Raw genomic sequence first — 26,654 nt, 5'->3', positions numbered from 1 at the left:
CGGCAGGTCAGCGGCGGCCGCATCGAGTGACCCTACGGCTGCACGAGTGTCATGAAAGGGTCGTTCAGGACGTTCTTCGTCCTGAACGACCCTTTCCTGACATCTGGGAACGGGTTTCTTGACGGGACCTTGACATGCGCAGGTCGGCGGGCCTAATTTCGGCGGATCTCAATGGTCTGTCCGCATACCTTTTAAGTGGGTGCCCGATGGATGTCTCTGACAAGCAGGCCGCAGAACCCGCCGACGAAGACAGTGCCCGGCTCCACCAACTCGGCTACGCGCAGGAACTCCGGCGCACGATGTCGACCTTCTCCAACTTCGCCGTCTCCTTCACGATCATCTCGATCCTCTCCGGCTGCCTGACCCTCTACGGATTCGGCATGAAGACCGGCGGGCCCGCCGCGATGATCTGGGGCTGGCCGCTGGTCGGCCTGTTCGTCATCCTGGTCGGGCTGGGCATGGCCGAGGTCTGCTCCAGCTACCCGACCGCGGGCGGCCTCTACTACTGGGCCGCGAAGCTCGCTCCGCGCAACGGCGCGGCGTGGTCGTGGTTCACCGGCTGGTTCAACCTCATCGGGCAGATCGCCGTCACCGCGGGGATCGACTTCGGCGCGGCGCTGTTCCTCAACGCCTTCCTCGATCTGCAGTTCGGGTTCGAGGCGACACCGGGCAACACGATCCTGCTGCTCGCGATCATCCTGGTGATCCACGGCCTGCTGAACACCTTCGGCGTCAAGATCGTGGCGCTGCTGAACAGCATCAGCGTGTGGTGGCATCTGGTGGGCGTACTGGTCATCGTCGGGGTGCTGATCGTCGTGCCCGCCAAGCACCAGGACGCGTCCTTCGTCTTCGGCGAGTTCGTGAACAAGACCGGCTGGGCGTCCCCGGTCTACGTCTTCTTACTGGGGCTCCTCGTCGCGCAGTACACGCTCACTGGTTACGACGCCTCGGCGCATATGACCGAAGAGACCAAGAACGCGGCGAAGGCCGGACCGCGCGGCATCATCAACTCGATCCTCGTCTCCCTGGTCGCCGGATGGATCCTGCTGATCGGCCTCACCTTCGCCATCCAGGACTACGACGGCGCCGTGGAATCCGAGACCGGGGTGCCGCCCGCGCAGATCTTCATCGACGCGACCGGCGCGACGACCGGCAAGTTCCTCCTGCTGATCTGTATCGGCGCCCAGTTGTTCTGCGGGATGGCGTCGGTGACCGCGAACTCGCGGATGATCTACGCCTTCGCCCGCGACGGCGCGATCCCGGGTTCGAAGTTCTGGCACCGCATCAACAAGCGCACCCAGACACCGACCAACGCGGTGTGGCTGGCCGCGGGCGGCGCGCTCCTGCTCGCCCTGCCGTACCTGTGGAGCGCGACCGCCTACGCGGCGGTGACCTCGATCGCCGTCGTCGGGCTTTACGTGGCCTACGTGATCCCGGTGTTCCTGCGGGTGCGCAAGGGCGACGACTTCGAACCAGGACCGTGGAACCTCGGCCGCTGGGGCAAGCTCGTCGGGACCATCGCGACCGTCTGGGTCTGCTTCATCTTCGTGCTGTTCATGCTTCCGCAGGGATCACCGGTCACCATCGACAGTTTCAACTACACGCCCATCGCCTTCCTCGTCGTACTCGGTGGTGCGGCGGTGTGGTGGTTCGCCTCGGCCCGCAAGTGGTTCACGGGTCCGAAGGTGCAGGGCTCCGAGGAGGAACTCGCCGCCGTGGAAAAGGAACTCAAGGAACTGGGGTAGCGGCGACGTTCTCCCGGGAGCGGCCCGCGCGGACTCCGGTCACCGCGGCCGCTCCCAACGCCCCGACTCCGGCGAAGGCGTAGAAACCCCACGGATACGCGATCCCGGCGCTCAGCAGCGCGCCGCCGAGGATCGGGCCGCAGATCGCGCCGACCCGGCCGACACCCGCCGCCCAGCCGATCCCGGTGGCGCGCATGACGTCCGGGTACGTCTTGCCGATGTACGCGTACACGAGCACCTGCGCGCTGAACACGAAACCGCCGGTGAGGAACACGGCCACGTACAGGCCGACGGCGGGCAGCTTCACGCTCAGCAGAGCGAGGAACACGGCCGCGCCGAGGAACCAGAAGATCACCGCCGGCCGGACCCCGAGCTTGTCCGCCACCCGGCCGGCGACGAGCAGGCCGACGACCCCGCCGAGGTTCAGCGTGAGCAGCAACCCGAGCGCCGCGCCCAGCGGATATCCGGCCTGGCGCATGATCTCCGGCAGCCAGGTGTTGAGCCCGTAGACCAGCAGCAGCCCCATGAACGACGTCACCCAGAACGCGATGGTGGCGCGCAGGAGCCCGCCGCGGAACAGCCCGCCGACGACCTCGGTCGCCGACTTCTCCTGCGTTTCCCGCGCCCGCTCGAAGGTCTCGGACTCCGGCAGGTACTTGATCATCAGCGGGACCAGGACGAGCGCGGGCAGCGCGCCCGCGACGAACATCGCCCGCCAGCCGAGCGGCTGGATCAGCCAGATGCCGAGCAGGGCGGTGAGTACCGCGCCGACGTGATAGCCGGTCATCACCGTGGTGGTCGCGCTGCCGCCCTTCCCCTTGCGGGCGTACTCGGTGACCAGCGCGATCGCCGTCGGCAGACAGCCACCGAGGCCCAGCCCCGCCAGGAAGCGCAGCAGGCCGAAGACGAACGCCGACGGCGAGATCGCGCAGAGCGCCGTGAACGCCGAGAACGCGGTGACCGCGATGATCAGCGCCTTCCGGCGGCCGATGACGTCGGTGATCGTGCCGATCGCCAGCGCGCCGATCGTCATGCCGATCAGGCCGACCGTCGAGATCACCGACGCGGTGCCCGGCGTCAGGCCCCAGACGTGGTCACGGAGCAGCGCGGGCAGCACCGTGCCCAGGACGACCAGGTCGAATCCGTCGAGCAGTACCGCCGTCCAGGCGAGTGGGACCACCCACGAACGGGCCGCGGCAGGGGACATGGGGACCTCCAGCTGTGTTCGCTATGCGCACGAGTATGCACAATCCGAACGCTGTGAGCAAGGCCACTGGGCCCCTGGATGTCATGAAAGGGCCGTTCAGGACGATGAATGTCCTGAACGGCCCTTTCATGACACGAGCGTCAGCGCTTCACGAGCTCCCCGAGAACCTGCCAGGTGCGAAGCCGCTCTTCGGTGTTCCGGATGCCGCTCTGGGTCGCGACGACCTCGGTCGCCCCGGCGTCGAAGTACCGCCGGATCTCGGCCGCGACGGTCTCCTCGTCCCCCGCGATCACCAGCTCGCCGGCGGAATCCACGCCCTGGGCGTCGAAGACCGCGCGGTAGGACGGGATGTCGCGGAAGAACGCGTACTGCCGGTCGACGGTGGCCCGCACGGCGTCGGGATCGTCGGTCACGACGACCGGGGCCATCGCGATGATCCGCGGCGCCGGACGACCGGCGGCGGCCTTGGTGATCTCCGGGACGATCAGCCCGGAAAGCGCCTTGGGCCCGGCGAGGAACGGGATCGTGCCGTCGGCGAGCTCGCCGGTGACGCGCAGCGCCTGTCGTCCCATCGCGGCGACGATCACCGGGATGTCCGAAGACCCCGCGACGGAAAGCGAAGCCGCGAAACCCTTGGCGTGCGCCCGGACCGTCTCGCCGTGGAAGTCGACTTCGCCGCCGCCGAGCACCTGACGGAGGATCGTCAGGTACTCGCGAAGGTGTTTGATCGGCGACGGGTACTCGATGCCGTACGCCGGTTCGAGCCAGTTCTTCGCGCCGGTTCCCAGGCCGAGCACGAAGCGGCCCCCGGTGGCGGCCTGCGCCGTCTGCGCGAGACCGGTGATCAGCAAGGGATGCCGCGGGTAGATCGGGACGACGCTCGTCCCGACGGTGATCCCCGGGACCGCACGGCCCGCGAGGGCGGCGACGGTGATCGCGTCGTGCTCCATCTGCTGCGAGAACCAGACCGACGTCAGGCCCGCGTCGGCGGCCTGCCGGGTCTGGGTGACGAGTTCGTCGACGATGTTGACGGCGTCCGCGGTGTCCCCGGACGGGAGTGCCACTCCGATGGTCATGTTCGAGGCCAACGACGGCGCCTTGAGGATATTTCGCCGTTCACCAGTTGGGATCATGCGCGCGGATCGCGGTGTTGGCCCACCCTGGGCGGCGTCCGACACCTCGATCCTGGAGAGACCCGATGTCGCTGACCGATGTCATCGAAGGAACCAAGACCGCCGTCGACGCCGACCCGCGCAACGCCGCCGTCTCGTTCAGCGTCGCCAACGCGCTGACCCCCGGGACCGCGACCCGGGTGGACGTGCGGGTGCGCGACCACTCGTTCGCCGTCGACGAGCCCGCCGCGCTCGGCGGCACCGACACCGCGGCGAACCCGGTCGAGTACGCGCTCGCCGCGCTGGGTTCGTGCCAGGTGATCACGTACCAGTTCTGGGCGGCGAAGCTCGGTGTGCCGCTCGAAGGCGTGCAGGTGACCGTGGACGGCGACATCGACCTTCACGGGTTCTTCGGGTTCTCGGAGACCCGGCCGGGCTTCGGGGACGTGCGCGTTTCGGTCGAGCTGAGCGGGCCCGCCGGGGCGGAGGTCTACGAGGACCTGAAGCGGCAGGTGGACGAGCACTGCCCGGTGCTGGACCTGTTCCGGAACCCGACGCCGGTGAAGACCTCGCTCGCTTAAGACGCAAGGAAAGGTCCTTTCATTGCAAATTTTGCAATGAAAGGACCTTTCCTAGCACGCGAAAGGGGGTCAGACGAACTCGTGCCGCACGATGGTCTGCTCCCGCCCCGGACCGACGCCGATCGCCGAGATCCGCGCGCCCGAGAGCTCTTCGAGCCGCTCGACGTACGCCCGCGCGTTCGCCGGCAGCTCTTCGAAGGTGCGGCAGCCCGAGATGTCCTCGAACCAGCCCGGCAGCTCTTCGTAGATCGGCAGCGCGTGGTGCACGTCGGTCTGCGTCATCGGCATGTCGTACGTGCGGACCCCGTCGACCTCGTAGCCGACGCACACCGGCACCTTCTCCAGGCCGGACAGCACGTCCAGCTTGGTGAGGAAGTAGTCGGTGATGCCGTTGACCCGCACCGCGTAGCGCGCGATGACCGCGTCGAACCAGCCGGTGCGCCGTGAACGGCCGGTGGTGACGCCGAACTCGCCGCCCTGCTTGCGCAGGTACTCGCCGGACTCGTCGTCCAGCTCGGTCGGGAACGGGCCGGAGCCGACACGCGTGGTGTAGGCCTTGAGGATGCCCAGCACGGTCTCGATCTTGCCGGGGCCGATACCCGAACCCGCGCTCGCGCCGCCGGAGGTCGGGTTCGACGACGTCACGAACGGGTAGGTGCCGTGGTCGACGTCGAGCAGGGTGCCCTGCGAACCTTCGAGCAGCACGGTCTCGCCGCGTTCGAGGGCCTGGTTGAGCTGCAGGCGCGTGTCGGCGATGCGGTGCGCGAACTTCTCGCCGGCGGCCAGCACCTCGTCGGCGACCTGGTTCGCGTCCAGCGCCTTGCGGTTGTAAACCTTGACCAGCACCTGGTTCTTGAACTCCAGTGCCGACTCGACCTTCTGCCGGAAGATCTTCTCGTCGAGCAGGTCCTGCACGCGGACGCCGACGCGGGCGATCTTGTCCTGGTAGCAGGGACCGATGCCGCGGCCGGTGGTGCCGATCTTGCGGCTGCCGAGGTAACGCTCGGTGACCTTATCGATCGCCACGTGGTACGGCATGATCAAGTGCGCGTCGGCGGAGATCAGCAGCTTGCTGGTGTCGACGTCGCGTTCCTCCAGCCCGGCGAGTTCGTCGAGCAGCACGCCCGGGTCGATGACGACGCCGTTGCCGATGACGTTGGTGACGCCCGGCGTGAGGATCCCGGACGGGATGAGGTGGAGGGCGAAGTTCTGCCCGTCGGGAAGGACTACGGTGTGGCCCGCGTTGTTACCGCCTTGGTAACGCACGATCCACTGGACGCGGTCGCCGAGCAGGTCGGTGGCCTTGCCCTTGCCCTCGTCCCCCCATTGGGCCCCGATCAGCACGATGGCCGGCATGTGACACTCCAGGTGTTCGGCGACTTGTGGTTTGGCGCTGGTAAATGCCGGTGCATGAGCGTAACGGAGGGCCTTCGGGTGCGCGGAATAGTGGTGGTCTGTCCGGCGGGCGAGCCCACACTCCCGGAGATCGACGACGTCGAAATGGTGCACGTCCCGAGCCGCCCCGGCAAGGCGGATATCGACCCCTTGCTGGGCGAACACGATCATCTCGTGGTCGCGGGCACCGATGCCGACCTCGCGGCGGTCGCGCTGCGGCTGTTACGAAAAGAACAGCTCTCGGGCGTGTCGCTCGGCTTCGTGCCTTCCTCGCCGGACTCCGACGTCGCCCGCATCTGGAGCCTGCCGACACAGCCGCTGCGCGCCCTCTCGCTCGCCTTGCGCGGCGAGGTCGACCCGGTGCCGCTGATCCGCGACGACACCGGCGGCGTGCTGGTCGGACGCGGGGTGATCGGGATGATCCGCGGAGTGGCCTACTGCGACGAGCACACCGTCCTGCGCGGGCCCGCGCGCTCGATCGAGGTGGAGCCGGACACGAGCGGCCCCGGGCTGATGGTCCGGGTGACCAAGGGGACGCTGTTCAAGCGGCCTTCGACGCAGTACGCGCGGGCGTTCCAGCTCGGCTGTATCCCGACGCGGCCGAGCAGCGACGGCGTCGCCCATCCGCGGGCCATGAGCCGGTGGACCTGGTACCGGCACACCGAGGATCTCCGGCTGGTCCGCGGGCTGGACTAGGCCGTTCGGCTCAGAACCTTCAGCTGGACTTTCCGAAGATTTTTCGGCGACGGACACCCTGTCCTACCTGCTCGTGACACCCTCCGTTCACGAATAGCCAGCAGAGTGTCATCCGATGGTGTTGCGTGGGTCATATCCGTGCCGCATGGTGACCAGGTCCCCAAACCTGACACGGAGGCAGCAATATGCCAACTGCGCTTGCTGTTCGTCGCTCCTTAACCGTTCTCGCCGTCTCGGCGATCGTCTCCGCGGGCGTGGTGGGTGTCGCCGAAGCGACACCCCCGGGCATCCCGTCGGCGGACACCGCCAAGAGCCAGCTCGCCTCGCTGACCGTCAAGCCGGACGGTTCGTCGACCGGGTACAGCCGCGACAAGTTCCCGCACTGGTCCGACCAGGGCAACAGCTGCAACACGCGTGAGGTCGTGCTGAAGCGGGACGGCACGAACGTTCAGCAGGACAGCAGTTGCGCCGCCGTCTCCGGCAGCTGGTTCAGCCCGTACGACGGCGCCACCTGGCGCGCGGCGTCCGATGTGGACATCGATCACGTCGTCCCGCTGGCCGCCGCGTGGCGCACCGGGGCGTCTTCGTGGACCACCGCGCAGCGGCAGGCGTTCGCGAACGACCTCAGCGCGCCGCAGCTGATCGCCGTCACGGACAACGTCAACCAGGAGAAGGGCGACAAGTCGCCGGACGCCTGGAAGCCGCCGACCGTCGGCTACTGGTGCACCTACGCGAAGATGTGGACCACGGTGAAGTACAAGTACAAGCTGAGCATCAAGTCGGCGGAGAAGACCGCGCTGACGGACATGCTCAACCGCTGCTGAACCGGTTTTCCCGTGAAGGCCCCCTTCCCTCTGCTCAGCCGAGGGAAGGGGGCCTTCACGCGCATCGCGCGCTGTCAAGCGGGATCATGGGACGTTTCGCGGGCTGGGAGCCGGGTTCAGCATGTGGGCGGGGCTCAAGGCCGTGATTAGCGTGATTCGGGTAGGCGCAAGAGAAAGCGCCCCCGTTCCCCGCTGGAGGCCACCCGGTGTCCCGTACCGCCGCCACTTCCTTGCTCGCCCTCACCGCGATCGTCGCCACTGCTTGCTCCTCCGCGGGTGGTGCGACGGGCGCCGACGCCGGGCCGCCCAAACCCGGTGGCACGCTGCGCCTCGGGATCTCGTCCAGCCCGGATTGCATCGACCCGCAACAGGTCGGCACCAACGCTTCGCTCAACGTCGGCCGTCAGCTGGTCGATTCGCTGACCGACCAGGATCCGGCCACCGGCGAGATCAAGCCGTGGCTGGCCGAAAAATGGGAGAGCAACGCGGATTCGACCGCGTTCACCTTCCATCTGCGCGACGGCGCGACCTTCTCCGACGGCAGCCCGGTCGACGCCGCCGCGGTCAAGACGAGCTTCGACGCGATCAAGGCGCTCGGCCCGAAATCGCAGCTCGGCTCCGGCTATCTGGCCGTGTACAAGGGGACGACGGTCGTCGACCCGAAGACGGTGAAGATCGAGTTCTCCGTTCCCAGCGCACAGTTCCTGCAGGCCAGCTCGACGATGTCGCTCGGCGTCCTCGCGCCCGCCGCGTACAAGAAGACCGCCGACCAGCGCTGCCAGGGCGACGGCCTGATCGGCTCCGGGCCGTTCGTTTTCGAGAGCCTGAAGCAGAATCAGGAGATCGTCCTCGCGAAACGCAAGGGCTACAACTGGGGATCGTCGCTGTTCAAACACCAGGGCGAGGCGTATCTCGACAAGATCGCCTACAAGATCGTCCCGGAACCCGGTGTACGCACCGGAAGTCTCGCGTCCGGCCAGCTCGACGCCATCACCGACGTCCAGCCGGTCGACGAACCGCAGTTCACCGGCAACGGTTTCACCGAGCCCACGCGCCCGAATCCCGGCATCGTGTTCAACCTGCACGCCAACGTCACCAAGGGCGTGCTCACCGACGAAAAGGTCCGCCAGGCGGTGGTCAAGGGCATCAACCGGCCCGAGGTCACGAACACCGTGCTGACCCCGAACTACAAACCCGCCACCAGCATCCTCGGTTCGGCGACACCGTTCTACACCGACCTTTCCCCACTGCTCGCCTACGATCCGGCAGGCGCCACGGCGCTGCTGGAGAGCTCGGGCTGGCTCCCCGGCCCCGACGGGATCCGCACCAAGAACGGGCAGCGGCTGACCGCGAAGGTCGTCTTCTCCCTGGTGTTCAACCAGAACAAGAGCGTGCTCGAACTCGTGCAGCAGCAGTTGCGCAAGATCGGCTTCGACCTTCAGATCGAGCAGCGCACGACGGCCGAGAGCGTGCAGATCACGCAGAGCGGGAACTACGAGTACCTCTGGTACAACACCACCCGCGCCGATCCGGACATCCTGCGCAACCTGTTCTCCACCAAGGCCAACAACCGCAGCAAACTGTCCGCGGGCAATCCGGTCGACGCACCGCTCGACGCGCAGTCGTCCACTGTGGACCCGGCGAAACGGAAGCCCGCGGCCGAGGAGGCACAGCGCGCGATCATCGAGCACGGCTACTCGGCGCCGGTGTTCGAGCTGACCCAGGTGCTGGCGCACGGGCCGAACGCGCACGGCGTCGGTTTCGAGGCGTCGTCCCGGCTTCAACTGTTCGACGCCTGGGTGTCCGGCTCGTGACGCGGTATCTGCTGCGGCGGATCCTGCAGGCGGTCTTCGTGCTGTGGGCCGCGTTCACCGTGTCCTTCGTGATCCTCTACCTCCTGCCGGGCGACGCGGTCAGCGCGAAGCTCGGCGGGGGCGAGGCCGGTCTTTCGGTGACGCCGGAACAACTCGCCGCGGCGAAGGCGGAGTACGGACTCGACGACCCCTTGCCGCTGCAGTACGGAAAGCGGCTGCTCGCGGCAGTGCAGGGGGACTTCGGACGCTCGATCGCCACGGGGGACGACGCCACGAACATGGTCGTCTCCGCCCTGCCGCCGACGCTGGCGGTGACCGGCTTCGCCCTGGTGCTCGCGATCCTGTTCGGCGGCGGGATCGCGTTCGCCGGCACCCTCACGCGGCATCGGTGGCTGGGCAATCTCCTGCTCGCGTTGCCGCCGCTGGGGATCTCGCTGCCGCCGTTCTGGGTCGGGCTGCTGTTGATCCAGTTCTTCTCCTTCCAGCTCAGGCTGTTGCCCGCGCTGGGTTCGAACGGCTTCGAGTCGCTGATCCTGCCCGCGATCACCCTCGCCATCCCCACCGGCGCGATCATCGGGCAGGTGCTGGCGAAAAGCCTCCGCACGCAGCTCGCCGAGCCGTACGCCGAGATCGCGCTGGCGAAAGGGGCGAGCCGGTCGAGAGTCCACTTCGGACACCTCCTGCGCAACGCGGCGGTGCCGACACTCACCATCGCCGGCGTGGTCGCGGGAAACCTGATCGCGGGTTCGGTGATCACCGAGACCGTGTTCTCCCGCGACGGCCTCGGCCGCGTGACGTCGTCGGCGGTCACCGCGCAGGACATCCCGGTGGTGCAGGCGGTGATCGTGCTCGCCGCGCTGGTGTTCGTGGTGATCAACCTGCTCGTCGATCTCGTCTATCCCCTGCTCGACCCGCGGATCCGACACCGGGAGACGACCGATGCCTGACGTTCTCGTGCGCACCGGGCGCAAGCCGGGCCTGATCCTCGCGATCGCCGTGCTGGCCTTCGCCCTGCTGTCGGCGGTCGCGCCCGGCCTCTTCACCGGACAGGACCCGCTCGCCGGCGTCCCCGCCGAGAAGATGCAGGGGCCGTCGCTCGGCCATCTCTTCGGCACCGACGAAACCGGGCGCGACATCTTCGCCCGTGTCGTCCACGGCGCCGCGCTTTCGTTGCAGGCGACCGTGATCGCCGTCGTGGTCGCGCTGGTCGCCGGTTCCGCGCTCGGCCTGGTCGCCGGGTTCCGTGGCGGCGCCCTCGATTCGGCGATCATGCGCTGCGTCGACGTCCTGCTGGCGATCCCGTCGATTCTCCTGTCGCTGGCGCTGGTCACCGCGCTCGGCTTCGGGACGACCAATATCGCGATCGCGGTCGGGGTCGCGAACCTCGCGCAGTTCGCCCGGCTGATGCGGGCCGAAGTGCTGCGGGTCCGCAGTGGCGTGTTCGTCGAGGCGGCCAGGGCGGGCGGTGTGCGCTGGACCGGCGTGCTCGGGCGGCACGTGCTGCCCAACGCCCTCGGTCCGGTAGTCGCGCTCGCGACGCTCACCTTCGGCACCGCGGTGCTGGAGGTGTCGGCGCTGAGCTTCCTCGGCTACGGCGCCACCCCGCCGACGCCGGAATGGGGCTCGCTGGTGGCGGGCGGCCGCGGCTTCCTCGCCACCGCCTGGTGGATGACGACCTTCCCCGGACTCACCGTCGCGGCCGTGGTGCTGTCCGCGAACCGGCTGTCCAGAGCGATCGAAGGAGACGTGCGGTGAGCGAACTGCTGACCATCCGCGATCTCGCGGTTTCCTACAAATCCGTGACCGCCGTGGACGGCGTCTCGCTTTCCGTCCACAAGGGACAGATCGTCGCGGTGGTCGGCGAGTCCGGCTCCGGCAAGAGCACGACGGCGCACGCGGCGATCGGGCTGCTGCCCCGCGGCGGGCGGATCGATCGCGGCGAGATCACCTTCGACGGCCGTGACCTCACGAAACTCTCCGACCGCGCTTGGCGTTCGGTGCGGGGCCGCGAGATCGCGCTGGTCCCGCAGGATCCGACGGTGTCGCTCAATCCCGTGCACCGGATCGGTGATCAGGTCGCGGAAGTCCTGCTGATCCACGGTCTCGCCGACAAACGCGGCGCCGGTGCGGAGGCGGTGAAGCTGCTGCGCAAGGCCGGGATCGCCGATCCGGAAACGCGGGCGCGGCAGTATCCGCACGAGCTGTCCGGCGGGCTTCGCCAGCGCGCGCTGATCGCGGCCGCACTCGCCGGACGGCCGAAATTGATCATCGCCGACGAGCCGACCAGTGCGCTCGACGTCACCGTGCAGCGGCAGATCCTCGACCACCTCGAAGAACTCGCCGCCGAAGCGGGCACCGCCGTCCTGTTGATCACCCACGACCTCGGTGTCGCCTCGGATCGCGCGTCGCGGATCGTCGTGCTGTCACAGGGAAGTGTCGTCGAGGAAGGCACGACCGGCGAGATCCTCGCCGCGCCCTCGGAGAAGTACACGCGGGATCTGCTCGCCGCCGCGCCCAGTCTGTCCGACACCCCGCTGAGGGAGCCGAAACCGCCGTCGTCCGATGCCCTGGTGTCGGTCCGTGGCCTCGGCAAGACCTTCGGCACCGTCCGAGCGGTCGACGGTGTTTCGTTCGACATCGCCCGCGGCCGGACGCTCGCCTTGGTCGGCGAATCCGGTTCCGGCAAGTCGACCACCGCGCGGATGATCCTGCGGCTGGAGACGCCGACCGACGGTGTCGTCGAATTCGACGGCGAGGACATCACGGCGCTGCGCGGTGAGGAGCTGCGGCGGCTGCGGCGCCGGTTCCAGCTGGTGTACCAGAACCCGTACGCGTCGCTGAATCCGAAGTTCAGCATCGAGGACGTCATCACCGAGCCGCTGCGGGCGTTCGGCGTCGGCACGAAGGCGGAACGCCGGGCGCGGGCGGCCGAGCTGGTCGACCAAGTCGCCCTGCCGTCTTCGGTGTTGAAGCGCAAACCCGCCGAATTGTCCGGCGGGCAGCGGCAACGAGCGGCCATCGCGCGGGCGCTCGCCCTGCGCCCGGAGCTGATCGTCGCCGACGAACCCGTGTCCGCGCTGGACGTCTCGGTGCAGGCGCAGATCCTGCGGCTGCTCGCCGACCTGCAGGACGAACTCGGCCTGACGTACCTGTTCATCTCGCACGACCTCGCCGTGGTCCGGCAGATCGCGGACACCGTCGGCGTGCTTCGCGGCGGCGAACTCGTGGAACTCGGCCCGGCGAGGCACGTCCTCGAACGGCCGAGCGCGGACTACACCCGGGAGCTGCTCGCCGCCATCCCGGGCCGCAAACCCTTGGAGGCACGATGAAGTTCGGGCTCTTCTCCCTGGTCGCCAACCATCCCGACCCGGTGACCGGCGCGACGCCGACCCAGCACGAACGCCTGCGCCAGGTCGTCGACGAGGCGATCTTCGCCGAGGAACTGGGCTTCGACGCGTACGGCGTCGGCGAGCGGCACGGCGAACCGTTCCTTTCCTCGGCTCCGCCGGTGATCCTCGCGGCGGTCGCGGAACGCACGAAACGTGTCCGGCTGCTGACCACCTTGACCGTGATCAGCGTGCTCGACCCGGTGCGCGTCGCCGAGGACTACGCGACGCTCGACCAGCTTTCCGGCGGCCGGCTGGAACTCATGATCGGGAAGGGCAACGATCCGCGGCACTTCCCGCTGTTCGGCCTCGAAGAAGACCGGCAATGGGAGTACCAGGCGGAGAAGTTCGCCCTGTTGCGCCGCCTGTTCCTGGAGGAGGGCGTGACGTGGGAGGGCGAGTTCCGCACGCCGCTGACCGACGTCACGACGCAACCGCGTCCGTTCCACCCCCGGCCGCGGATCTGGCACGGCAGCGCGTCGAGCACCGAATCGACCGAGCTGGCGGCGAAGTTCGGCGATCCGCTGTTCACCGCGAACGGCTTCCACCCCAAGAAGAAGTACGCGGACCTGATCGACCACTACCGGCGGCGCTGGGCGGAGTACGGCCACGATCCGGCGGACGCGCTCGTCGGTTCCGGCGCGGGCGGGCTCTATGTCGCCAAGACGTCGCAGGAGGCGTTGGACGGATACCGGCCGTACTTCGAGGCGCTGATGAAGACGCCCGCGTATCAGCACAACAAGTCGGAGTTCACCACGCTGGAGGACAAGATCGCCGGCGGTTCCGCGCTCGTCGGGAGTCCGGAACAGGTGATCGACAAGATCGGCGACTACCACGCGTCGTTCGGGCACGAGGTGCAGGCGGTGTCGGTCGACGGCTTAGAAGCCGGGGAAGCGCGAGACGTCCTCGAGCTCTTCGCCGCCGACGTCGTCCCGATCGTGCGGAAAGAACTGCCCTCGCGCGTCTGGGAAAGCTAGTACCTTCGAGGAGGTGCGCATCCTCTTCACGTGCCGCCCCGCCTACGGCCACCTGTACCCGTTGATGCCCTTGGCGATCGCCGCCCGCGACGCCGGACACGAAGTGGTCTTCGGGACCGGCGAAGCGTTCCTGGACAAGGTCCGCGGGCTCGGTTTCGACGCGCACAAGGTCGGGATCTCGATCCAGGACGCCGTCGACCAGGCCGAAGGGGACGCGCTCGAGGCCATCTTCACCGCCTTCGCCGACATCCTGCCGCAGGCGACGATCGCCGACCTGACCCCGCTGCTCCCCACGCTCCGGCCGGATCTGGTCGTCTACGAGATGAGCGACGCCGGCGCGGCGGCCGCCGCCCGCCGGGCCGGGATCCCGGTGGTGTCCCACGTGATCGGGCGGTCGATGCCCGCCGAGCTGATGGCCGCCGCCGCGCACCGGTTCGCGCCGCTGTGGGACGGCAACCCGCCTGCCGACGTCATGCTGGGCGACGCCGGGATCGACGTGTGGCCGGATGTCGTCCGCGACCCGGTGGCGAGCTCGCTGCCGACGGTCTTCCGGCTCCGGCCGGTGCCGTGGAACGAACCGGGCACGGTGCCGTCGTGGCTCGACGGACGCGACCGGCCCCTCGTCTACCTGACGCTGGGCACCGTCGCCTTCGGCGCCACCGACGTACTGCGCGCGGCGATCGACGGCCTCGCGCGGCAGCCGGTGGACGTCCTGGTCGCCCGTGGCCCCGGTGATCCCGGCGAGTTCGGCGACCTGCCGCCGAACGTCCACGTGACCGGTTTCGTGCCGCAGTCCGAAGTCCTTCCGCGCGCGGATCTGGTGGTGCACCACGGCGGGACCGGGACCGTGCTCGGCGCGCTTTCGGCCGGACTGCCGCAACTGGTGCTGCCGCAGGGCGCGGACCAGTTCGTCAACGCCGAAGTGCTGGAGACGGCCGACGCCGGACGGGCGCTGATCGGCGACGCGGTGACCGCGGACGCCGTCGAGGAGAGGGCCAAGACCCTCCTCGACGACGCCCGCGTGCGCGAGGTGGCGGCGAAGGCCCGTCACGAGATCGCCGCCATGCCCGCGCCGTCGGAGGTCGTCCGGCGGCTGGAGGAGTTCGCCGCTCACGCGTGATCAGAGGCGTAACTCGCGTGATTGGACGCGTGACTCGCGTGATTGGAAGCCGCACACGTGAGTTACGCCTTCAGTCACGCGAGTTCCGCCTCCAATCACGTGAGTTCGCCCTTCAATCACGTGAGTTACGCCTCCGACTGAGTCAGTTTCAGGATCTCCCGCGCGACGATGTCGTTCTGCCGGAACGGGAGCGCGTTGGTCCGCGGCCGGGTGAACGCCCCGGCCGACCGCGCCGATGTATGCGGCCCGAGCGCGAACCGGCGCGGATGCGGGCGGCCCTCGCCGTCGAGCATCCGGCCGTCGGAGACGCGGGTGTGGATACGGCCGGCGAGCAGCCTGTCGCCGGTGACCGGGTCGAGGACGGCTTCCTCGCCGAGCGCGCCGCTGTCGCGCAACTGTCGCAAAAGGACATCGGACGCCCTGGAGACGCTCGGCTCGGGAAGCCGTGCCTCGACCAGGGTCCGAGCCTCGGTCTCGCCGGGGAAACTCGCACCGGAAGCGACGAAGGCCCTGCGCTCCTCGTCGGCCGACACTCGCATTTCGGCCCCCAGGAAGGAAACGAGGCCTGCTTCCTGGAGCGCGAGCAGTTCTTCGAGCCGTCGCGGCGGCGGCCCGCTGGCGAAGTAGGAGAAGAAGCCGAGGAACCAACCGTCCAAATCGGACAGTTGCGACGCCGCGTCGAGCCGTCCGGTCTGCACCAGCGCCGGAAGCTGCCCCATCACGGAAAGCAGCGCCATGAACGCACCCAGATCCGCGCTGTACTCGGGGTCCGCCCGGCGGCTCAAGTCCGCTTCGACGTACTCGCGCAGTTCCTTGCCGTACTCCTCGGCGGTGCCGAACTCGGCTCCCGCCATCGGCCGGTCGAGCCTGCCGAGGTCGAGCCGGTCGTCCGGCGCCGGAACCGCCCGCGCCACCAGCGCGTCGAGCTCGCCGGGCGCGGCGTCCGCGAAAGCGTCGGCGAAGACCGCGAAATCCATCCGCACCCGCTCGGGGTGGGCGGTGAACAGTTCGCTGTAGTAGGCCCACGCGATCTCCTTCGAGATCAGTGGCCAGACGTCGCGGCGGAAGTCGATCGGTCCGGGCACGCCGCAGAGTTTCCCGATCGCGTAGGCATCGAAGAATTTGGGCAACTGCAAGGGTTTGCCGCGCAGCCGGTAGCCGATTTTCGAGTGGTACGGCACGCCACGGCGTGAACCGATGTGCAATACGGGCTCGGCGCCGCTGGGGTGGTACTTCAGCCCGCCGCACGCCTGCTCTTCGAACCGGCCGCCGCGGCCTTCGGTCAGCAGCAGCATCAGATCGACGAACGCGAGGCCGAATCCGCGCACCAGCACGGTTTCCCCCGGTCGGATCGCCGAATAGTCGACGTCGGCGGTGTAGCCGGCCGGGTAGTAGGCGAGGTCGTGCCGGGCGGCGAAATCGGCGAGTGCGGTTTCGCGTTCGTCCGGTTCGGCGTCGAGATGCCCGACGGTGAACAGGACCGCGTCCACGGCGAGGGGCTCCGCCCGGTCCTCCAGCCAGAGCGACTGCGGGTCGCCGTCTTCCAGCCGCACCGCGCGGGTCCGGTGCTCGACGACTTCGATTTCGGGTGGGAGCCCGGCGCGGACCTCGCGATGGAACCAGGCGAGGTACGCGCTCTGCAGCCGTCGCGTCGGGAAGTGATCGCTTTGCAGTGCCTCGAGTTCGACACGCAGGCTTTCGTCGACTTCCGCGTCGAGCGAGCCCTCGCGAACCAACCGCGCCCACTCGATCAGCGAAGGCCCGGGGCGGATCGGCCCGTCGATCTCCACGGTTTCGTCGGTGAACACGGTGACGTCCTCAGGCATGGAGTTCATCCGCAGCAACGGTGACTGCTCATGACGCCAGACCCGCCCGGCCCCGGCGGGAAAGGGATCGACGAGATGCACCACCAGCCGCCGCCCGCCGAGGAGCTCGGCGGCGTTGGCACCGAGCCGTTCGAGCACGCCCACCCCACGTGGACCGGCGCCGACCACCGCGAGCACGTAGGGAAGGTCTGCGGTACTCACGAAGCCGAAGCTACGCCGGGATTCCGGGGCGTGTGCGGGTTCTCAAGGAGCGGAACCCGTTGCCACGGCGAGGAACCGGCGCGTACTCGTCGAACAGGGGGACACGGACGAGAGGGACGGACGATGCCGGTCGAATTCCTGGGTATCGGAGGCACCAACGACGGTTCGGAGACACATCCGCGATCGGGTGGCGTCTTCGACAAGGACTACACACTGCGGCTCGCGCGGGCACACGAGGAATTCGGCTGGGACCGGGTGCTGTTCGCGTACGGCTCCAGCGGGCCGGACCCGGCGCAGGCGGCCGCGTACGTCGCGGCGAAGCTCGACAAGCTCCAGATCCTGCTGGCGCACCGGCCGAACGTCTCGTACCCGACCTTCGCGGCGAAGACGTTCGCCACGCTGGACCAGCTCTCGGACGGGAAGCTCACGGTCCACTTCATCACCGGCGGCAGCGACCACGAGCAGCAGCGCGAAGGCGACTACCTCACGAAGGACGAGCGCTACTCACGCACGCGCGAGTACATCCAGATCGTGAAGCGGGCTTGGACGTCCGAAGAGCCCTTCGACCACGAGGGCGAGCACTACCGCTTCGCCGACTTCGTTCTCGACGTCCGGCCTGTGCAGCAGCCACGCCCTGGCGTCTCGTTCGGTGGCTCGTCTCCGGCGGCGTACGCGGCGGGCGGGGCCGAAGCGGACATCTTCTGCCTCTGGGGCGAGCCCCTCGCGCAAACGGCCGAGCAGATCGAGTCCGTCAAGGCCGCGGCGAAGGCCGCCGGGCGGACCGACGTCCCGCGCATCCAGGTCGCCTTCCGCCCGATCATCGCGCCGACCGAGGAACTCGCCTGGGAGAAGGCGCACCGCACGGTCGACGCGATCAAGGCCCGGACGAGCGGCGGTCAGCAGCTGACCCGGCGGCATTCGCTCACGAATCCGGAGAACACCGGCTCGCAGCGGCTCCTCGCGGTCGCCGCCGAGGGCGAACGGTTCGACCGGGCGCTGTGGACCCCGACGGCGGCCGCGACCGGCGGCGCGGGTAACTCCAACGCCCTGGTCGGCACGCCCGAAACCGTCGCACAGGCCCTGCTCGACTACTACGACCTCGGCGTCGACATCCTCTCCGCCCGCGGCTACGACATGCTCGGCGACACGATCGACTTCGGCCGTCACGTCATCCCGATCGTGCGCGAAGAGGTCGCCAAACGCGACGCGGCGAAGGCGGCTTCGGCGCGCGAGGTACTCGCCGTCGACGGCTGAGCCGTTCACTACACCGAATGGCGGGCAGCGTCATCCATTCGGCGCACGACGCCGACTGCCGTCGATTGTCCCGGTCGTCGCGGAGCGCAGTCGAAACACGTTCGCCCACAAGCGCCTTGGGGACCACTCGCGGACCACCGTCGCGACGCGGCATCCCCGCCCCGGGTGACGCCGTCATGTCCGCTTTTTCCCGGCGAAAAGCCCGAATCAACCCAAAAGCGCTGGCCTGGGCGTTGATACCGGTCACCGGGACATCTTCGCGGGCGGAAGTCCATCCACGAAAAAGATCTCCAACTCCAGAAACCCGGCGAAAGAACCTAGCCAATCACCAACAGTCAGGAGACACTTACGTGAACGAATGACGCTTCGTGACGAGCTCGTGACCGCGTTACTCTCGGTCACGAGTTTCTCGCGTAATAAGGACCCTATTGGGGGCAGCATGGCTTCGGCCGGACGGGTCACTTACCGAGAGGTGTTCGGTGTAGCCGAGTTCCGTTCGCTCTGGTTCGCCGAACTGTTTTCGATCTTCGGTGATCAACTCGCCAGGGTCGCCCTGTCCGTCCTCGTCTTCACCGAAACCCGCTCCGCGACCCTGACCGGTCTCACCTACGCGCTGACCTACGCCCCTTCGCTGCTCGGCGGCATCTTCCTCACCGGCTTCGCGGACCGGTTCCCCCGGCGGACCGTCATGGTGGTCGTCGACCTCTTACGGGCCCTGCTGATCGCGCTGGTCGCGGTGCCGGTGCTGCCGTTCTGGGTCCTGTGCGTCCTCGTCGGCGGCGTCTCGCTGCTGAACCCGCCGTTCAAGGCGGCCCAGCTGGCCCTGCTGCCGCAGATCCTCGAAGGCGACCGGTTCGTCGTCGGCATGGCGATCCGCAGCATGACCGTCCAATCGGCGCAGCTGGCCGGATTCGCCGGCGGCGGGCTCCTGCTGACCGCGCTCGAACCCCATATCGCCCTCGCGCTGGACGCGGTCACCTTCGTGATCTCGGCGCTGTTCGTCCGGTTCGGACTGAAATCGCGGCCGGCCGCGGCGTCCGGGGAGAAGCGCAAGTCCTTCTTCGCGTCGATCGGTTCGGGCGGCAAGATCGTCTTCGCCAGCGCCGGGTTGCGCTCGTTGCTGCTGTTCACCTGGCTGATGGGCCTGCTGCCGGTGTACGAGGGCATCGCGGCGCCCTACGTCGCCTCGTCGGGCGGCGGCCCCGAGGTCATCGGCCTGTTGCTGGCCGCCGATCCGATCGGCAGCGTGATCGGGGCGTTCATCTACTCACGGTGGGTGCCGGCACACGTCAGACCGAAACTGATCGGGCCGCTTTCGGCGTTGACCGCGCTCCCGCTGCTGCTGTGCTTCCTGCAGCCGGGACCGCTGTCGTCGATCGTGTTGTTCGTGCTCTGCGGCGGCTTCGGCACGGTGGCGCTGATGCAGGCGACCGCGTCACTGACGCTGGCCGTGCCGGACGAGAGCCGGGCACAGGTGATGGGGCTGTCGAACACCGGATTGACCACGACGATGGGGGTGAGTCCCCTGATCGGCGGCATCCTGGCGGACCAGGTGGGCCCTCAGTCGACCGTCGGCGTCTTCGGCCTTGCGGGATTGATACTGACCGTTCCGCTCGCGTTGAGCTGGTTCCGGACCCTCAGCCGCGACCCGGAACGGTGGCAGGAAAAAGACGCCGCACGCGCAGAACATTGAGCTGTTCCACGCGCCGGCCCGATCGCGCGGACGTCTGGCGCGCGCCCCAGTTCACTGATCCCTACCGGCCATCGCTGGCACCTTTCCCTCGACCTCTCAGAGAAAAGTACACACCTAGGGAGCTTGTCGACAGCCCGCAAGTCGGTAGAAGCTGTCCGTAAGTAGGGGGTTTCGGAGAATGACGCAAGAGTCAGGGGGAAAGATGATCACATCGGAGGAACGCGCTGGACATCGTTCGGCTCTCACGGTAGCGACGTGGGAGCTGTGGAAGAGGCCCAAGCACTGGATCGCCTACACCGGGCTGTCCGTCGCGACGATGCTGGCACTGACGGGGGTCTTCGCCGCATCCATCGCCATCACGTCTTCGCAGGTCCTGCTGTGTTCCCTGCTCGCGGGGCTCGCCATCGCGCACACCGAGGCGACCCGCCGGATCGAGCGCCAGCGGCGCAGCATGAGCGTCACCCCGCATATCAACATGACCTCGGTCTGGGTCCTGCCGGGCGCGATCCTGCTTCCGCCGCAGTTGACCGCGCTTCTCGTAACCGTGATCTATCTTCACCTCGGATACCGCAGCTGGGCGGGCCTTCGCACGGTCAACCCCCATCGAACTGTGGCGAACGCCACATCGATGACGCTGACCGCGTTCGCCGCCTGGGCGGCCGTGCAGATCGTCGGCGCCGAGACGGCGTCGGTGACGTCGATCTGCGCCGCGAGCCTCGCTTTCTTCCTGATGAACGCCGTCTTCACCGGCACCGGCCTGTACTTCGCGGCGCCCAAGAAGGCGACCGTCCAGACGCTCCTCGGCTCCTGGGACGACAACATCCTCGAAGCCTCGACGGTCTGCATCGGCGCGCTCGTGCTCGCCGTCCTGCCGCATCAGCCGGTGCTCGTGCTGCTCGTCTTCCTGCCGCTGTACCTGCTGCAGCGTTCGGTGCTGATCAAGCAGCTCGAGGAGCTCGCCACCACCGACCAGAAGACCCAGCTGCTCAACGCCACGACCTGGCAGCAGGGCGCCGTCCGCGAGGTCTCCCGCGCGGAGCGCGAGAACGGCCAGTTCGGCGCGCTGATGATCGACCTCGACCACTTCAAGAGCATCAACGACACGTACGGCCACCTGGCGGGCGACGACGTGCTCAAGGGCGTCGCGGCGCTGGTCAAGGCCGAAACGCGGACGCAGGACCTCGCCGGCCGCTTCGGCGGTGAGGAGTTCGTCGTCCTCCTGACGTCGTCTTCGAAGCAGGAGTCCGTCGCGGTCGCCGAGCGGATCCGGCAGCGGATCAGCGAAATGGTCATCAAGACCCAGGACAACGAGGGCAACGACGTGGTCATCGAGCAGCGGACGGCGTCGGTCGGCGTCGCGACGTTCCCGCTCGACGGCCGGACGATCGACGAGGTCATGGCCTCGGCCGACGCCTCCGTCTACGCGGCCAAACGCAACGGCCGCAACCGCGTCGTCTCGTCACCGGATCTGGCGTCGGTCACCGAAGAAGCCATGGAGGCCGTCGCGGCTTAGCGCAGTCTTTCCATCACGTCGGCGGCCGCGGTCCGGAGCCGGACGACGCCGCCGACGGTGAATTCGGTGAGCAGGTCGATGAGCGCGTCCGCGTCGGGCGGCTCACCGTCCCAGCTCGCCTGGACGAGCGCCTCGGTCATCGCGAAGAACAGCGTGACCAGTGCCTTGTCCGCGCGGCCGGAGTCGACGCCGTGGCGCGCCCAGCGCTGACGGCTCGCCTCGGTGTAGACGGTCGCGAGCCGTTCCCGAAGCCGGGTGAGGGCCGGATCGCCCATGCGCTCCGCTTCGCGCAGTACGGGGAACGCGTCGGGATTCGCCGCGACGAAGGCGAACATGTTGGCGTAGTTGGCGCGGGCCCATGACCGGAGCTCGGGCTGCGAGAGGTCGAGGGCGGGCGCGCCGATCGCCTCGAAGGCGCGTTCCTCGATGTCCGCCACGACCTGGGCGAACAGCGTCGTGCGATCACCGAACTGCTCGTAGACGGCCTGACGGGACACCCCCGCGCGCCGGGCGATCTGCTCGATCGTCGCGGCCTGCGCGCCGTGCACCGCGAAGACCCCGGCGGCCGAACCCAGCACCCGCGCGCGTTGCTCGCCGATCGGGAGTTTGCGGGGTCTCCCTCGCGGCGCCGGACTTGACATTGTGCGCCACCTCACTGACTCTCTTTTTCGACACGTCTGTCGAAAATGTTTGTGCTCAACGAGGAGCAAGCATGCGTCCAGGATCCCGGCGCGGTGTGTCCGCCGCCGTCTCAGCGGCCACCATCGCGGCCCTGCTGACCTTCGGGGCACAGCAGGCCGGCGCCGCCCCGTCCTTCTACGATCCCCCGTCGCCACTGCCCGCGGGTGCTCCCGGCGACATCATCCGGCACGAGCCGTCCACCTTCTACGTCGATCCCGTGAAACTCATCAAGGCCGACGCGGACGTTCAGCGCATCATGTACCGCAGCACCGACACCCACGGCCGGGCCAACGCCGTGACGGGCACCGTCCTCACCCCGAAGAAGGCGTGGACCGGCGCGGGCGAGCGGCCGGTCATCGGCTACGCGGCCGGGACGCAGGGCGTCGGCGACCAGTGCGCGCCGTCGAAAGCCCTCTCGGCGGGCATGGAGTACGAAGGCCCCTTCATCGCCGGGCTGCTGCTTCGCGGCTACGGCGTCGTCGTCACCGACTACGAGGGCCTCGGCACTCCCGGCGTCCACACGTACGTCAACCGCGTCGCCGAGGGCAACGCCGTCCTCGACTCGATCCGCGCGGCGCAGCGCCTGCCCGAAGCGAACCTGCCGGACAACGGCCCGGTCGCGACCGCGGGCTACTCGCAGGGCGGCGGGGCGTCGGCGTCGGCCGCCGAACTGCAGCCGTCGTACGCGCCTGAACTCAAGCTGAAGGGCTCGTACGCGGGCGCCGTCCCGGCCGACCTGGCCGAAGTCGGCAAGAACATCGACGGGCACTACGCGTTCGGGTTCCTCGGCTTCACGATGGTCAGCATGGACGCGGCGTATCCGGAGCTGAACATCCCGTCCCTGCTGAACGCGAAGGGCGCCGAAGCGTTCGAGAAGGTCAAGCAGGAGTGCACTGTGGACGCGATCTTCGCGCACGCGTTCACGCAGTCGAAGGACCTGACGAAGGACGGTCGGCCGCTGACGGCTTACCTCGGCGAAGAGCCGTACAAGACGCGAGTCGGTGAGCAGCTCATCGGTGCGCGTAAGCCTGGCGCGCCGACGCTGGTCGTCCACAGTGCTCTCGACGACATCGTCCCCTACGCGCAGGGGCGGACCATGGCGCGCTCGTGGTGCGCGAAGGGTGCGAAGGTGCAGTTCTCGACTTCGCTGGTTCCGACGCACGTGGGCGGGGCGATCCGGGCGTTCCCGGAGGCCTTCGCTTGGCTTGAGGGACGCTTCGCGGGGCTGCCGGCCTTCGGGAACTGCGGCCAGTTCTAGCGCTGCCGAGTGTCATGAAAGGGCCGTTCAGGACATCTTTTGTCCTGAACGGCCCTTTCATGACACGTCACTTGAGGCCGGTGGCTTCCGCGGCGGCGGGGTCCGAGTCGCTCAGGAACGTCTTGCAGCGGTCGTACTCCTCGGTCTCGCCGATCTTGCCGGCGGCCTTGCCGAGGACGGCGAGGGAACGCAGGAAACCCTGGTTCGGACGGTGCGACCACGGCACCGGCCCGTGTCCCTTCCAGCCCGCGCGGCGGAGCTGGTCGAGACCGCGGTGGTAACCGGTGCGGGCGTACGCGTACGCGGCGACGGTCTCGCCCGCGTCGAGCGCCTTCTCGGCGAGGGCGGCCCACGCCTCGCTGTAGTCGGGGTGCTCGGCGGCTACGGCGGCCGGATCGGTCCCGGCGTCCAGCGCCGCCTGCGCGGCGGTGTGCTCGGGGAGATGCGTCGGCTGGGGGCCGAGGAGGTTCGTCATACGGGCCATTGTGCCGACCCGTCTCCCCAAGGGCGCTCCGCGCCCGACGGAGACTTCACATCGCGCGCCCTCTGTCGGCCGAAGGCCACGAAAGTTCGATGAAGGGGCGCATCTCGGAGCACGTGACCGTCGCCGGAGAAAGGCGCCCCTTCGGCGAGCTTTCGTCAGCGCGCGATCAGCAGCGCTGTGACTAGAAGAACAGGCTCCCGAGAATGCCCCCACCGGCCAGCACCAGAGCGGCGACGAGGACCGCCGCGACGAGTCGTTTCGGCATCATGGCGGCACACCTTGCCCTGTTTCGCACGCCGGTCGCAAATCCACCACCCCTACGGGTGAACCCCGATTTTCGACCCCAAATGCCCATCCCGTGATCTGGAGCAGGGAAGATGGCCCGCATGACAAAGGCGACAGAAGTGACCGGGGACCTTTCGCCGGGTGTCATCCCCCGCAGCCCGATCGCGAAGACGAGGCTGTTCTTCAAGCTCCATTGGCACCGCGGCGCGCCGGGACAGGCGACGCCGGACTGGGTGCTGAACTTCTGCTACTCGATGTGGCTGGCCGCGTTCGCCTTCAAACTGGTGGGCTCGTCCTGGGACATGTCGTGGCATTTCATGTGGCTGCGTGACGACCTCGCCCCGCCGCACCTGATCAACACCGTCGGCACGGTGATCATCATGGTGCTGGTGGCGATCCACAGCTACACCGGCATGGGTGCCGACCGGCGTTCGCTGCGGCTGATGCAGATCGGGCTCGTGGTGTTCCTCATCGCGGCGCCGCTGGACGTCATCAACCACCGCGTCAACGGTCTCGACCTGACCGCGTGGAGCCCGTCGCACATGATGCTCTACATCGGAACGGGCATCATGCAGGCCGGCGTGATCATGGGCTGGCTCAAGTACGCCAAACCCGGCCGCCTGCGCACCGGTGTCCTGATCGGACTGTGGGCCTTCTTCCTCGAGAACACGTTCTTCCCGAACGGACAGCAGGAGTACGGCATCCTCGGCCTGCGCGCCTGGGAACGCGGCACGCCCGAGGCCGAGCCCGAGCTGCTGAACTTCGCCGCCAACCAGATCGGGCATCCGGTCGACCGGGTCGCCGTCGAGTACTTCACGATGCCGATCGACGACTGGGTGTACCCGCTGTGGGGCATCGGCGTGATGGCGCTGATCTTCGCGCTGGCGCGGCACACGACCGGTTTCCGCTGGGCGGGTACGACGGTCGCCGCCGCGTACCTCGCGTACCGGCTGGTGATGTGGCCGCTGCTGCTCGGGATGGGCTTCCCGGTCTCGGTCGTGCCGTTCTATCTGCTGGCCGTCGGCCTCGCCGTCGACCTGGCGTTCCGCATCGGGCGGGGGCATCCGATGCTGACGGCGGGTGCGGGCGCGCTGCTGGTGACCGCTTTCGGCTACGGGATGTTGTGGGTGCAGTCGCAGTTCCGGCCGTGGATCCTGGGCGACGCGCACACGGAGTCCGCGCCGCCGGTGGCCTACTGGACGGCCGCGGTCTGCCTGGTCGGGGTCGGCGTGCTGTGGGCCGCCGCCGGGCCGGGGACGCGGGCGATGAACTCGGTGCTGGAGAAGCGTCGCGCACGCGCCGCCTGAGGCTCCGAGTACATCGGCACGGCGTGCCGCATCGGCGAACTCACGTGATCAGACGGCGAACTCGCGTGATTGGAGACGGAACTCGCGTGATCAGAGGGACGACACGCGTGATCGGGCGGACGCCGGCTCGACGATGAGTACGTGAAGGCCCCCTTCCTTGCGTCCAGCGCAAGGAAGGGGGCCTTCACGTACTTCCGCATTCAGAGGACGAAATGCGGGAAGGTCAGAGCTTCTTGCCGGCGGAGCCCAGCGACTGGGCGGCCTCGACGACGCGCGCGGCCATGCCGGCCTCGGCGGCCTTCAGGTAGCTACGCGGGTCGTAGACCTTCTTGTTGCCGACCTCGCCGTCGATCTTCAGGACGCCGTCGTAGTTCTTGAAGAAGTGGTCCGCGATGGGCCGGGTGAAGGCGTACTGCGTGTCGGTGTCGACGTTCATCTTCACGACGCCGTAGGACACCGCCTCGCGGATCTCCTCCGGCAGCGAGCCGGAACCGCCGTGGAAGACCAGCTCGAACGGCTTCGAGCCCGCCGGGAGGCCGAGCTTCTTCGCCGCCGCCTCCTGGCCGCCCTTGAGCACGTCCGGGCGCAGCTTCACGTTGCCGGGCTTGTAGACGCCGTGCACGTTGCCGAAGGTCGCGGCCAGCAGGTAGCGGCCGTTCTCGCCGGAGCCGAGCGCGTCGATCGTCTTCAGGAAGTCGCCCTCGGCGGTGTACAGCTTCTCGTTGATCTCGGCCTCGACGCCGTCTTCCTCGCCGCCGACGACGCCGATCTCGACCTCGAGGATGATGTTCGCGGCCGCGGCCTTGGCGAGCAGCTCCTGCGCGATCTCGAGGTTCTCGTCGAGGTCGATCGCGGAGCCGTCCCACATGTGGCTCTGGAACAGCGGGTTCTGGCCGTTCTTGACCCGCTCCGCGGAGATCTCGATCAGCGGGCGGACGAAGCCGTCGAGCTTGTCCTTCGGGCAGTGGTCGGTGTGCAGCGCGACGTTCACGTCGTACTTGGCGGCGACGACCTGGGCGAACTCGGCGAGCGCGACCGAACCGGTCACCATGTCCTTGACCTTCTGGCCGGACGCGAACTCCGCGCCGCCGGTGGAGAACTGGATGATCCCGTCGCTCTCCGCCTCGGCGAACCCGCGGATCGCGGCGTTCAGGGTCTCCGACGAGGTCACGTTGATGGCCGGGTAGGCGAATTCGTTCGCCTTCGCCCGGTCGAGCATCTCCGCGTAGACCTCGGGGGTGGCGATGGGCATCGTTTACTCCTCCTCGAAGCAGGCTGGTGCACCTCTCGGCCGC

The 26,654-nt window shown here is 68.3% G+C and carries 22 protein-coding genes; 15 read left to right on the top strand and 7 right to left on the bottom strand.

The genetic code is table 11. The features are described 5' to 3' along the window. Window positions 1-206: 206 nt before the first annotated feature. A complete protein-coding gene (locus DMC64_RS07860; RefSeq protein WP_125733047.1) occupies window positions 207-1,745 on the top strand; it encodes an amino acid permease in 1,539 nt (512 codons plus the stop codon). On the opposite strand, the gene DMC64_RS07855 is transcribed toward DMC64_RS07860, so the two are convergent. Both DMC64_RS07855 and DMC64_RS07850 read right to left on the bottom strand, forming a co-directional pair. Then, window positions 1,729-2,952 (bottom strand): aromatic acid/H+ symport family MFS transporter, encoded by a 1,224-nt coding sequence (locus tag DMC64_RS07855; RefSeq protein ID WP_125733046.1) that lies wholly within the window; start codon window positions 2,950-2,952, stop codon window positions 1,729-1,731. The two genes, DMC64_RS07860 and DMC64_RS07855, sit on opposite strands and share 17 nt — an antisense overlap. Window positions 2,953-3,092: 140 nt before the next feature. Then, window positions 3,093-4,028 carry an LLM class F420-dependent oxidoreductase gene (locus tag DMC64_RS07850; RefSeq protein ID WP_125733045.1) on the bottom strand — a complete coding sequence of 312 codons (936 nt, stop codon included), beginning with the start codon at window positions 4,026-4,028 and terminating at the stop codon, window positions 3,093-3,095. A 122-nt stretch (window positions 4,029-4,150) separates the two neighbouring features. Here DMC64_RS07850 and DMC64_RS07845 point away from each other — a divergent pair, with 122 nt between their 5' ends. After that, entirely contained in the window at window positions 4,151-4,645 is a 495-nt protein-coding gene (locus tag DMC64_RS07845) for an OsmC family protein (RefSeq protein ID WP_037334605.1), read from the top strand. A 69-nt stretch (window positions 4,646-4,714) separates the two neighbouring features. Here DMC64_RS07845 and DMC64_RS07840 read toward each other — a convergent pair whose 3' ends face one another. Further along, window positions 4,715-6,001, bottom strand: a complete 1,287-nt coding sequence (locus tag DMC64_RS07840; protein ID WP_037334603.1) for an adenylosuccinate synthase — start codon at window positions 5,999-6,001, stop codon at window positions 4,715-4,717. A gap of 54 nt (window positions 6,002-6,055) precedes the next feature. On the opposite strand from DMC64_RS07840, the gene DMC64_RS07835 reads away from it, so the two are divergent. The 8 genes from DMC64_RS07835 to DMC64_RS07800 all read left to right on the top strand — a co-directional run bounded on the left by DMC64_RS07835 (window position 6,056) and on the right by DMC64_RS07800 (window position 14,857). Continuing rightward, on the top strand, window positions 6,056-6,736 hold the full coding sequence (locus tag DMC64_RS07835) for a hypothetical protein (protein ID WP_369797380.1): 681 nt from the start codon (window positions 6,056-6,058) through the stop codon (window positions 6,734-6,736). Window positions 6,737-6,921: 185 nt separating this feature from the next. Further along, complete coding sequence (locus DMC64_RS07830) at window positions 6,922-7,560, top strand: DUF1524 domain-containing protein (RefSeq protein ID WP_125733044.1); 639 nt, start codon at window positions 6,922-6,924, stop codon at window positions 7,558-7,560. 206 nt (window positions 7,561-7,766) lie between these two features. Further along, window positions 7,767-9,374 carry an ABC transporter substrate-binding protein gene (locus tag DMC64_RS07825; RefSeq protein WP_125733043.1) on the top strand — a complete coding sequence of 536 codons (1,608 nt, stop codon included), beginning with the start codon at window positions 7,767-7,769 and terminating at the stop codon, window positions 9,372-9,374. Continuing rightward, window positions 9,371-10,321 (top strand): ABC transporter permease, encoded by a 951-nt coding sequence (locus DMC64_RS07820; protein WP_125733042.1) that lies wholly within the window; start codon window positions 9,371-9,373, stop codon window positions 10,319-10,321. The genes DMC64_RS07825 and DMC64_RS07820 overlap by 4 nt, the downstream gene beginning before the upstream one ends. After that, a complete protein-coding gene (locus DMC64_RS07815; protein ID WP_125733041.1) occupies window positions 10,314-11,129 on the top strand; it encodes an ABC transporter permease in 816 nt (271 codons plus the stop codon). Before DMC64_RS07820 ends, DMC64_RS07815 begins: the two co-directional genes overlap by 8 nt. Further along, window positions 11,126-12,703, top strand: coding sequence for an ABC transporter ATP-binding protein (locus DMC64_RS07810; protein WP_125733040.1), 1,578 nt, complete (start codon window positions 11,126-11,128; stop codon window positions 12,701-12,703). Before DMC64_RS07815 ends, DMC64_RS07810 begins: the two co-directional genes overlap by 4 nt. Further along, window positions 12,700-13,737 (top strand): LLM class flavin-dependent oxidoreductase, encoded by a 1,038-nt coding sequence (locus DMC64_RS07805; RefSeq protein ID WP_125733039.1) that lies wholly within the window; start codon window positions 12,700-12,702, stop codon window positions 13,735-13,737. Before DMC64_RS07810 ends, DMC64_RS07805 begins: the two co-directional genes overlap by 4 nt. Window positions 13,738-13,750: 13 nt before the next feature. Beyond that, window positions 13,751-14,857 carry a glycosyltransferase gene (locus tag DMC64_RS07800; RefSeq protein WP_125733038.1) on the top strand — a complete coding sequence of 369 codons (1,107 nt, stop codon included), beginning with the start codon at window positions 13,751-13,753 and terminating at the stop codon, window positions 14,855-14,857. A gap of 125 nt (window positions 14,858-14,982) precedes the next feature. On the opposite strand, the gene DMC64_RS07795 is transcribed toward DMC64_RS07800, so the two are convergent. After that, window positions 14,983-16,884: an FAD/NAD(P)-binding domain-containing protein gene (locus DMC64_RS07795; RefSeq protein WP_125733037.1), complete on the bottom strand. Its 1,902-nt coding sequence runs from the start codon at window positions 16,882-16,884 to the stop codon at window positions 14,983-14,985. A 123-nt stretch (window positions 16,885-17,007) separates the two neighbouring features. On the opposite strand from DMC64_RS07795, the gene DMC64_RS07790 reads away from it, so the two are divergent. From DMC64_RS07790 to DMC64_RS07780, 3 genes are all read left to right on the top strand, one after another. Next, window positions 17,008-18,138, top strand: a complete 1,131-nt coding sequence (locus DMC64_RS07790) for an LLM class flavin-dependent oxidoreductase (RefSeq protein ID WP_037334594.1) — start codon at window positions 17,008-17,010, stop codon at window positions 18,136-18,138. A 439-nt stretch (window positions 18,139-18,577) separates the two neighbouring features. Next, window positions 18,578-19,831: an MFS transporter gene (locus DMC64_RS07785; RefSeq protein ID WP_037334593.1), complete on the top strand. Its 1,254-nt coding sequence runs from the start codon at window positions 18,578-18,580 to the stop codon at window positions 19,829-19,831. Between the two features lie 202 nt (window positions 19,832-20,033). Next, complete coding sequence (locus tag DMC64_RS07780) at window positions 20,034-21,344, top strand: GGDEF domain-containing protein (protein ID WP_125733036.1); 1,311 nt, start codon at window positions 20,034-20,036, stop codon at window positions 21,342-21,344. On the opposite strand, the gene DMC64_RS07775 is transcribed toward DMC64_RS07780, so the two are convergent. Next, on the bottom strand, window positions 21,341-21,922 hold the full coding sequence (locus tag DMC64_RS07775; RefSeq protein WP_081975716.1) for a TetR/AcrR family transcriptional regulator: 582 nt from the start codon (window positions 21,920-21,922) through the stop codon (window positions 21,341-21,343). The two genes, DMC64_RS07780 and DMC64_RS07775, sit on opposite strands and share 4 nt — an antisense overlap. A 134-nt stretch (window positions 21,923-22,056) precedes the next feature. Here DMC64_RS07775 and DMC64_RS07770 point away from each other — a divergent pair, with 134 nt between their 5' ends. Then, window positions 22,057-23,283 (top strand): lipase family protein, encoded by a 1,227-nt coding sequence (locus DMC64_RS07770; RefSeq protein ID WP_125733035.1) that lies wholly within the window; start codon window positions 22,057-22,059, stop codon window positions 23,281-23,283. Between the two features lie 67 nt (window positions 23,284-23,350). On the opposite strand, the gene DMC64_RS07765 is transcribed toward DMC64_RS07770, so the two are convergent. Next, window positions 23,351-23,758 carry a DUF3151 domain-containing protein gene (locus DMC64_RS07765; protein ID WP_037334586.1) on the bottom strand — a complete coding sequence of 136 codons (408 nt, stop codon included), beginning with the start codon at window positions 23,756-23,758 and terminating at the stop codon, window positions 23,351-23,353. 395 nt (window positions 23,759-24,153) lie between these two features. Between DMC64_RS07765 and DMC64_RS07760 the strand changes: the two genes are divergently transcribed. After that, window positions 24,154-25,359 (top strand): hypothetical protein, encoded by a 1,206-nt coding sequence (locus tag DMC64_RS07760; protein WP_037334584.1) that lies wholly within the window; start codon window positions 24,154-24,156, stop codon window positions 25,357-25,359. Window positions 25,360-25,582: 223 nt separating this feature from the next. On the opposite strand, the gene fbaA is transcribed toward DMC64_RS07760, so the two are convergent. Next, entirely contained in the window at window positions 25,583-26,611 is a 1,029-nt protein-coding gene (fbaA, locus tag DMC64_RS07755) for a class II fructose-bisphosphate aldolase (RefSeq protein ID WP_037334580.1), read from the bottom strand. Window positions 26,612-26,654 lie beyond the last annotated feature (43 nt).

The sequence above is a fragment of the Amycolatopsis sp. WAC 04197 genome (assembly GCF_003947475.1).
Taxonomy (GTDB): Bacteria; Actinomycetota; Actinomycetes; order Mycobacteriales; family Pseudonocardiaceae; genus Amycolatopsis; species Amycolatopsis japonica.
The sequence above is the reverse complement of the archived record's forward strand: the minus strand, read 5'-3'. Positions and strand labels throughout refer to the sequence as shown.

Coding starts and splice junctions, on each gene's coding strand:
- DMC64_RS07840 (WP_037334603.1), bottom strand. CDS start 6,001: ATGCCGGCCATCGTGCTGATCGGGGCCCAATGGGGGGACGAGGGCAAG.
- DMC64_RS07835 (WP_369797380.1), top strand. CDS start 6,056: ATGAGCGTAACGGAGGGCCTTCGGGTGCGCGGAATAGTGGTGGTCTGT.
- DMC64_RS07830 (WP_125733044.1), top strand. CDS start 6,922: ATGCCAACTGCGCTTGCTGTTCGTCGCTCCTTAACCGTTCTCGCCGTC.
- DMC64_RS07785 (WP_037334593.1), top strand. CDS start 18,578: ATGGCTTCGGCCGGACGGGTCACTTACCGAGAGGTGTTCGGTGTAGCC.
- DMC64_RS07770 (WP_125733035.1), top strand. CDS start 22,057: ATGCGTCCAGGATCCCGGCGCGGTGTGTCCGCCGCCGTCTCAGCGGCC.
- DMC64_RS07850 (WP_125733045.1), bottom strand. CDS start 4,028: ATGACCATCGGAGTGGCACTCCCGTCCGGGGACACCGCGGACGCCGTC.
- DMC64_RS07760 (WP_037334584.1), top strand. CDS start 24,154: ATGACAAAGGCGACAGAAGTGACCGGGGACCTTTCGCCGGGTGTCATC.
- DMC64_RS07845 (WP_037334605.1), top strand. CDS start 4,151: ATGTCGCTGACCGATGTCATCGAAGGAACCAAGACCGCCGTCGACGCC.
- DMC64_RS07765 (WP_037334586.1), bottom strand. CDS start 23,758: ATGACGAACCTCCTCGGCCCCCAGCCGACGCATCTCCCCGAGCACACC.
- DMC64_RS07790 (WP_037334594.1), top strand. CDS start 17,008: ATGCCGGTCGAATTCCTGGGTATCGGAGGCACCAACGACGGTTCGGAG.
- DMC64_RS07855 (WP_125733046.1), bottom strand. CDS start 2,952: ATGTCCCCTGCCGCGGCCCGTTCGTGGGTGGTCCCACTCGCCTGGACG.
- DMC64_RS07815 (WP_125733041.1), top strand. CDS start 10,314: ATGCCTGACGTTCTCGTGCGCACCGGGCGCAAGCCGGGCCTGATCCTC.
- fbaA (WP_037334580.1), bottom strand. CDS start 26,611: ATGCCCATCGCCACCCCCGAGGTCTACGCGGAGATGCTCGACCGGGCG.
- DMC64_RS07805 (WP_125733039.1), top strand. CDS start 12,700: ATGAAGTTCGGGCTCTTCTCCCTGGTCGCCAACCATCCCGACCCGGTG.
- DMC64_RS07860 (WP_125733047.1), top strand. CDS start 207: ATGGATGTCTCTGACAAGCAGGCCGCAGAACCCGCCGACGAAGACAGT.
- DMC64_RS07780 (WP_125733036.1), top strand. CDS start 20,034: ATGATCACATCGGAGGAACGCGCTGGACATCGTTCGGCTCTCACGGTA.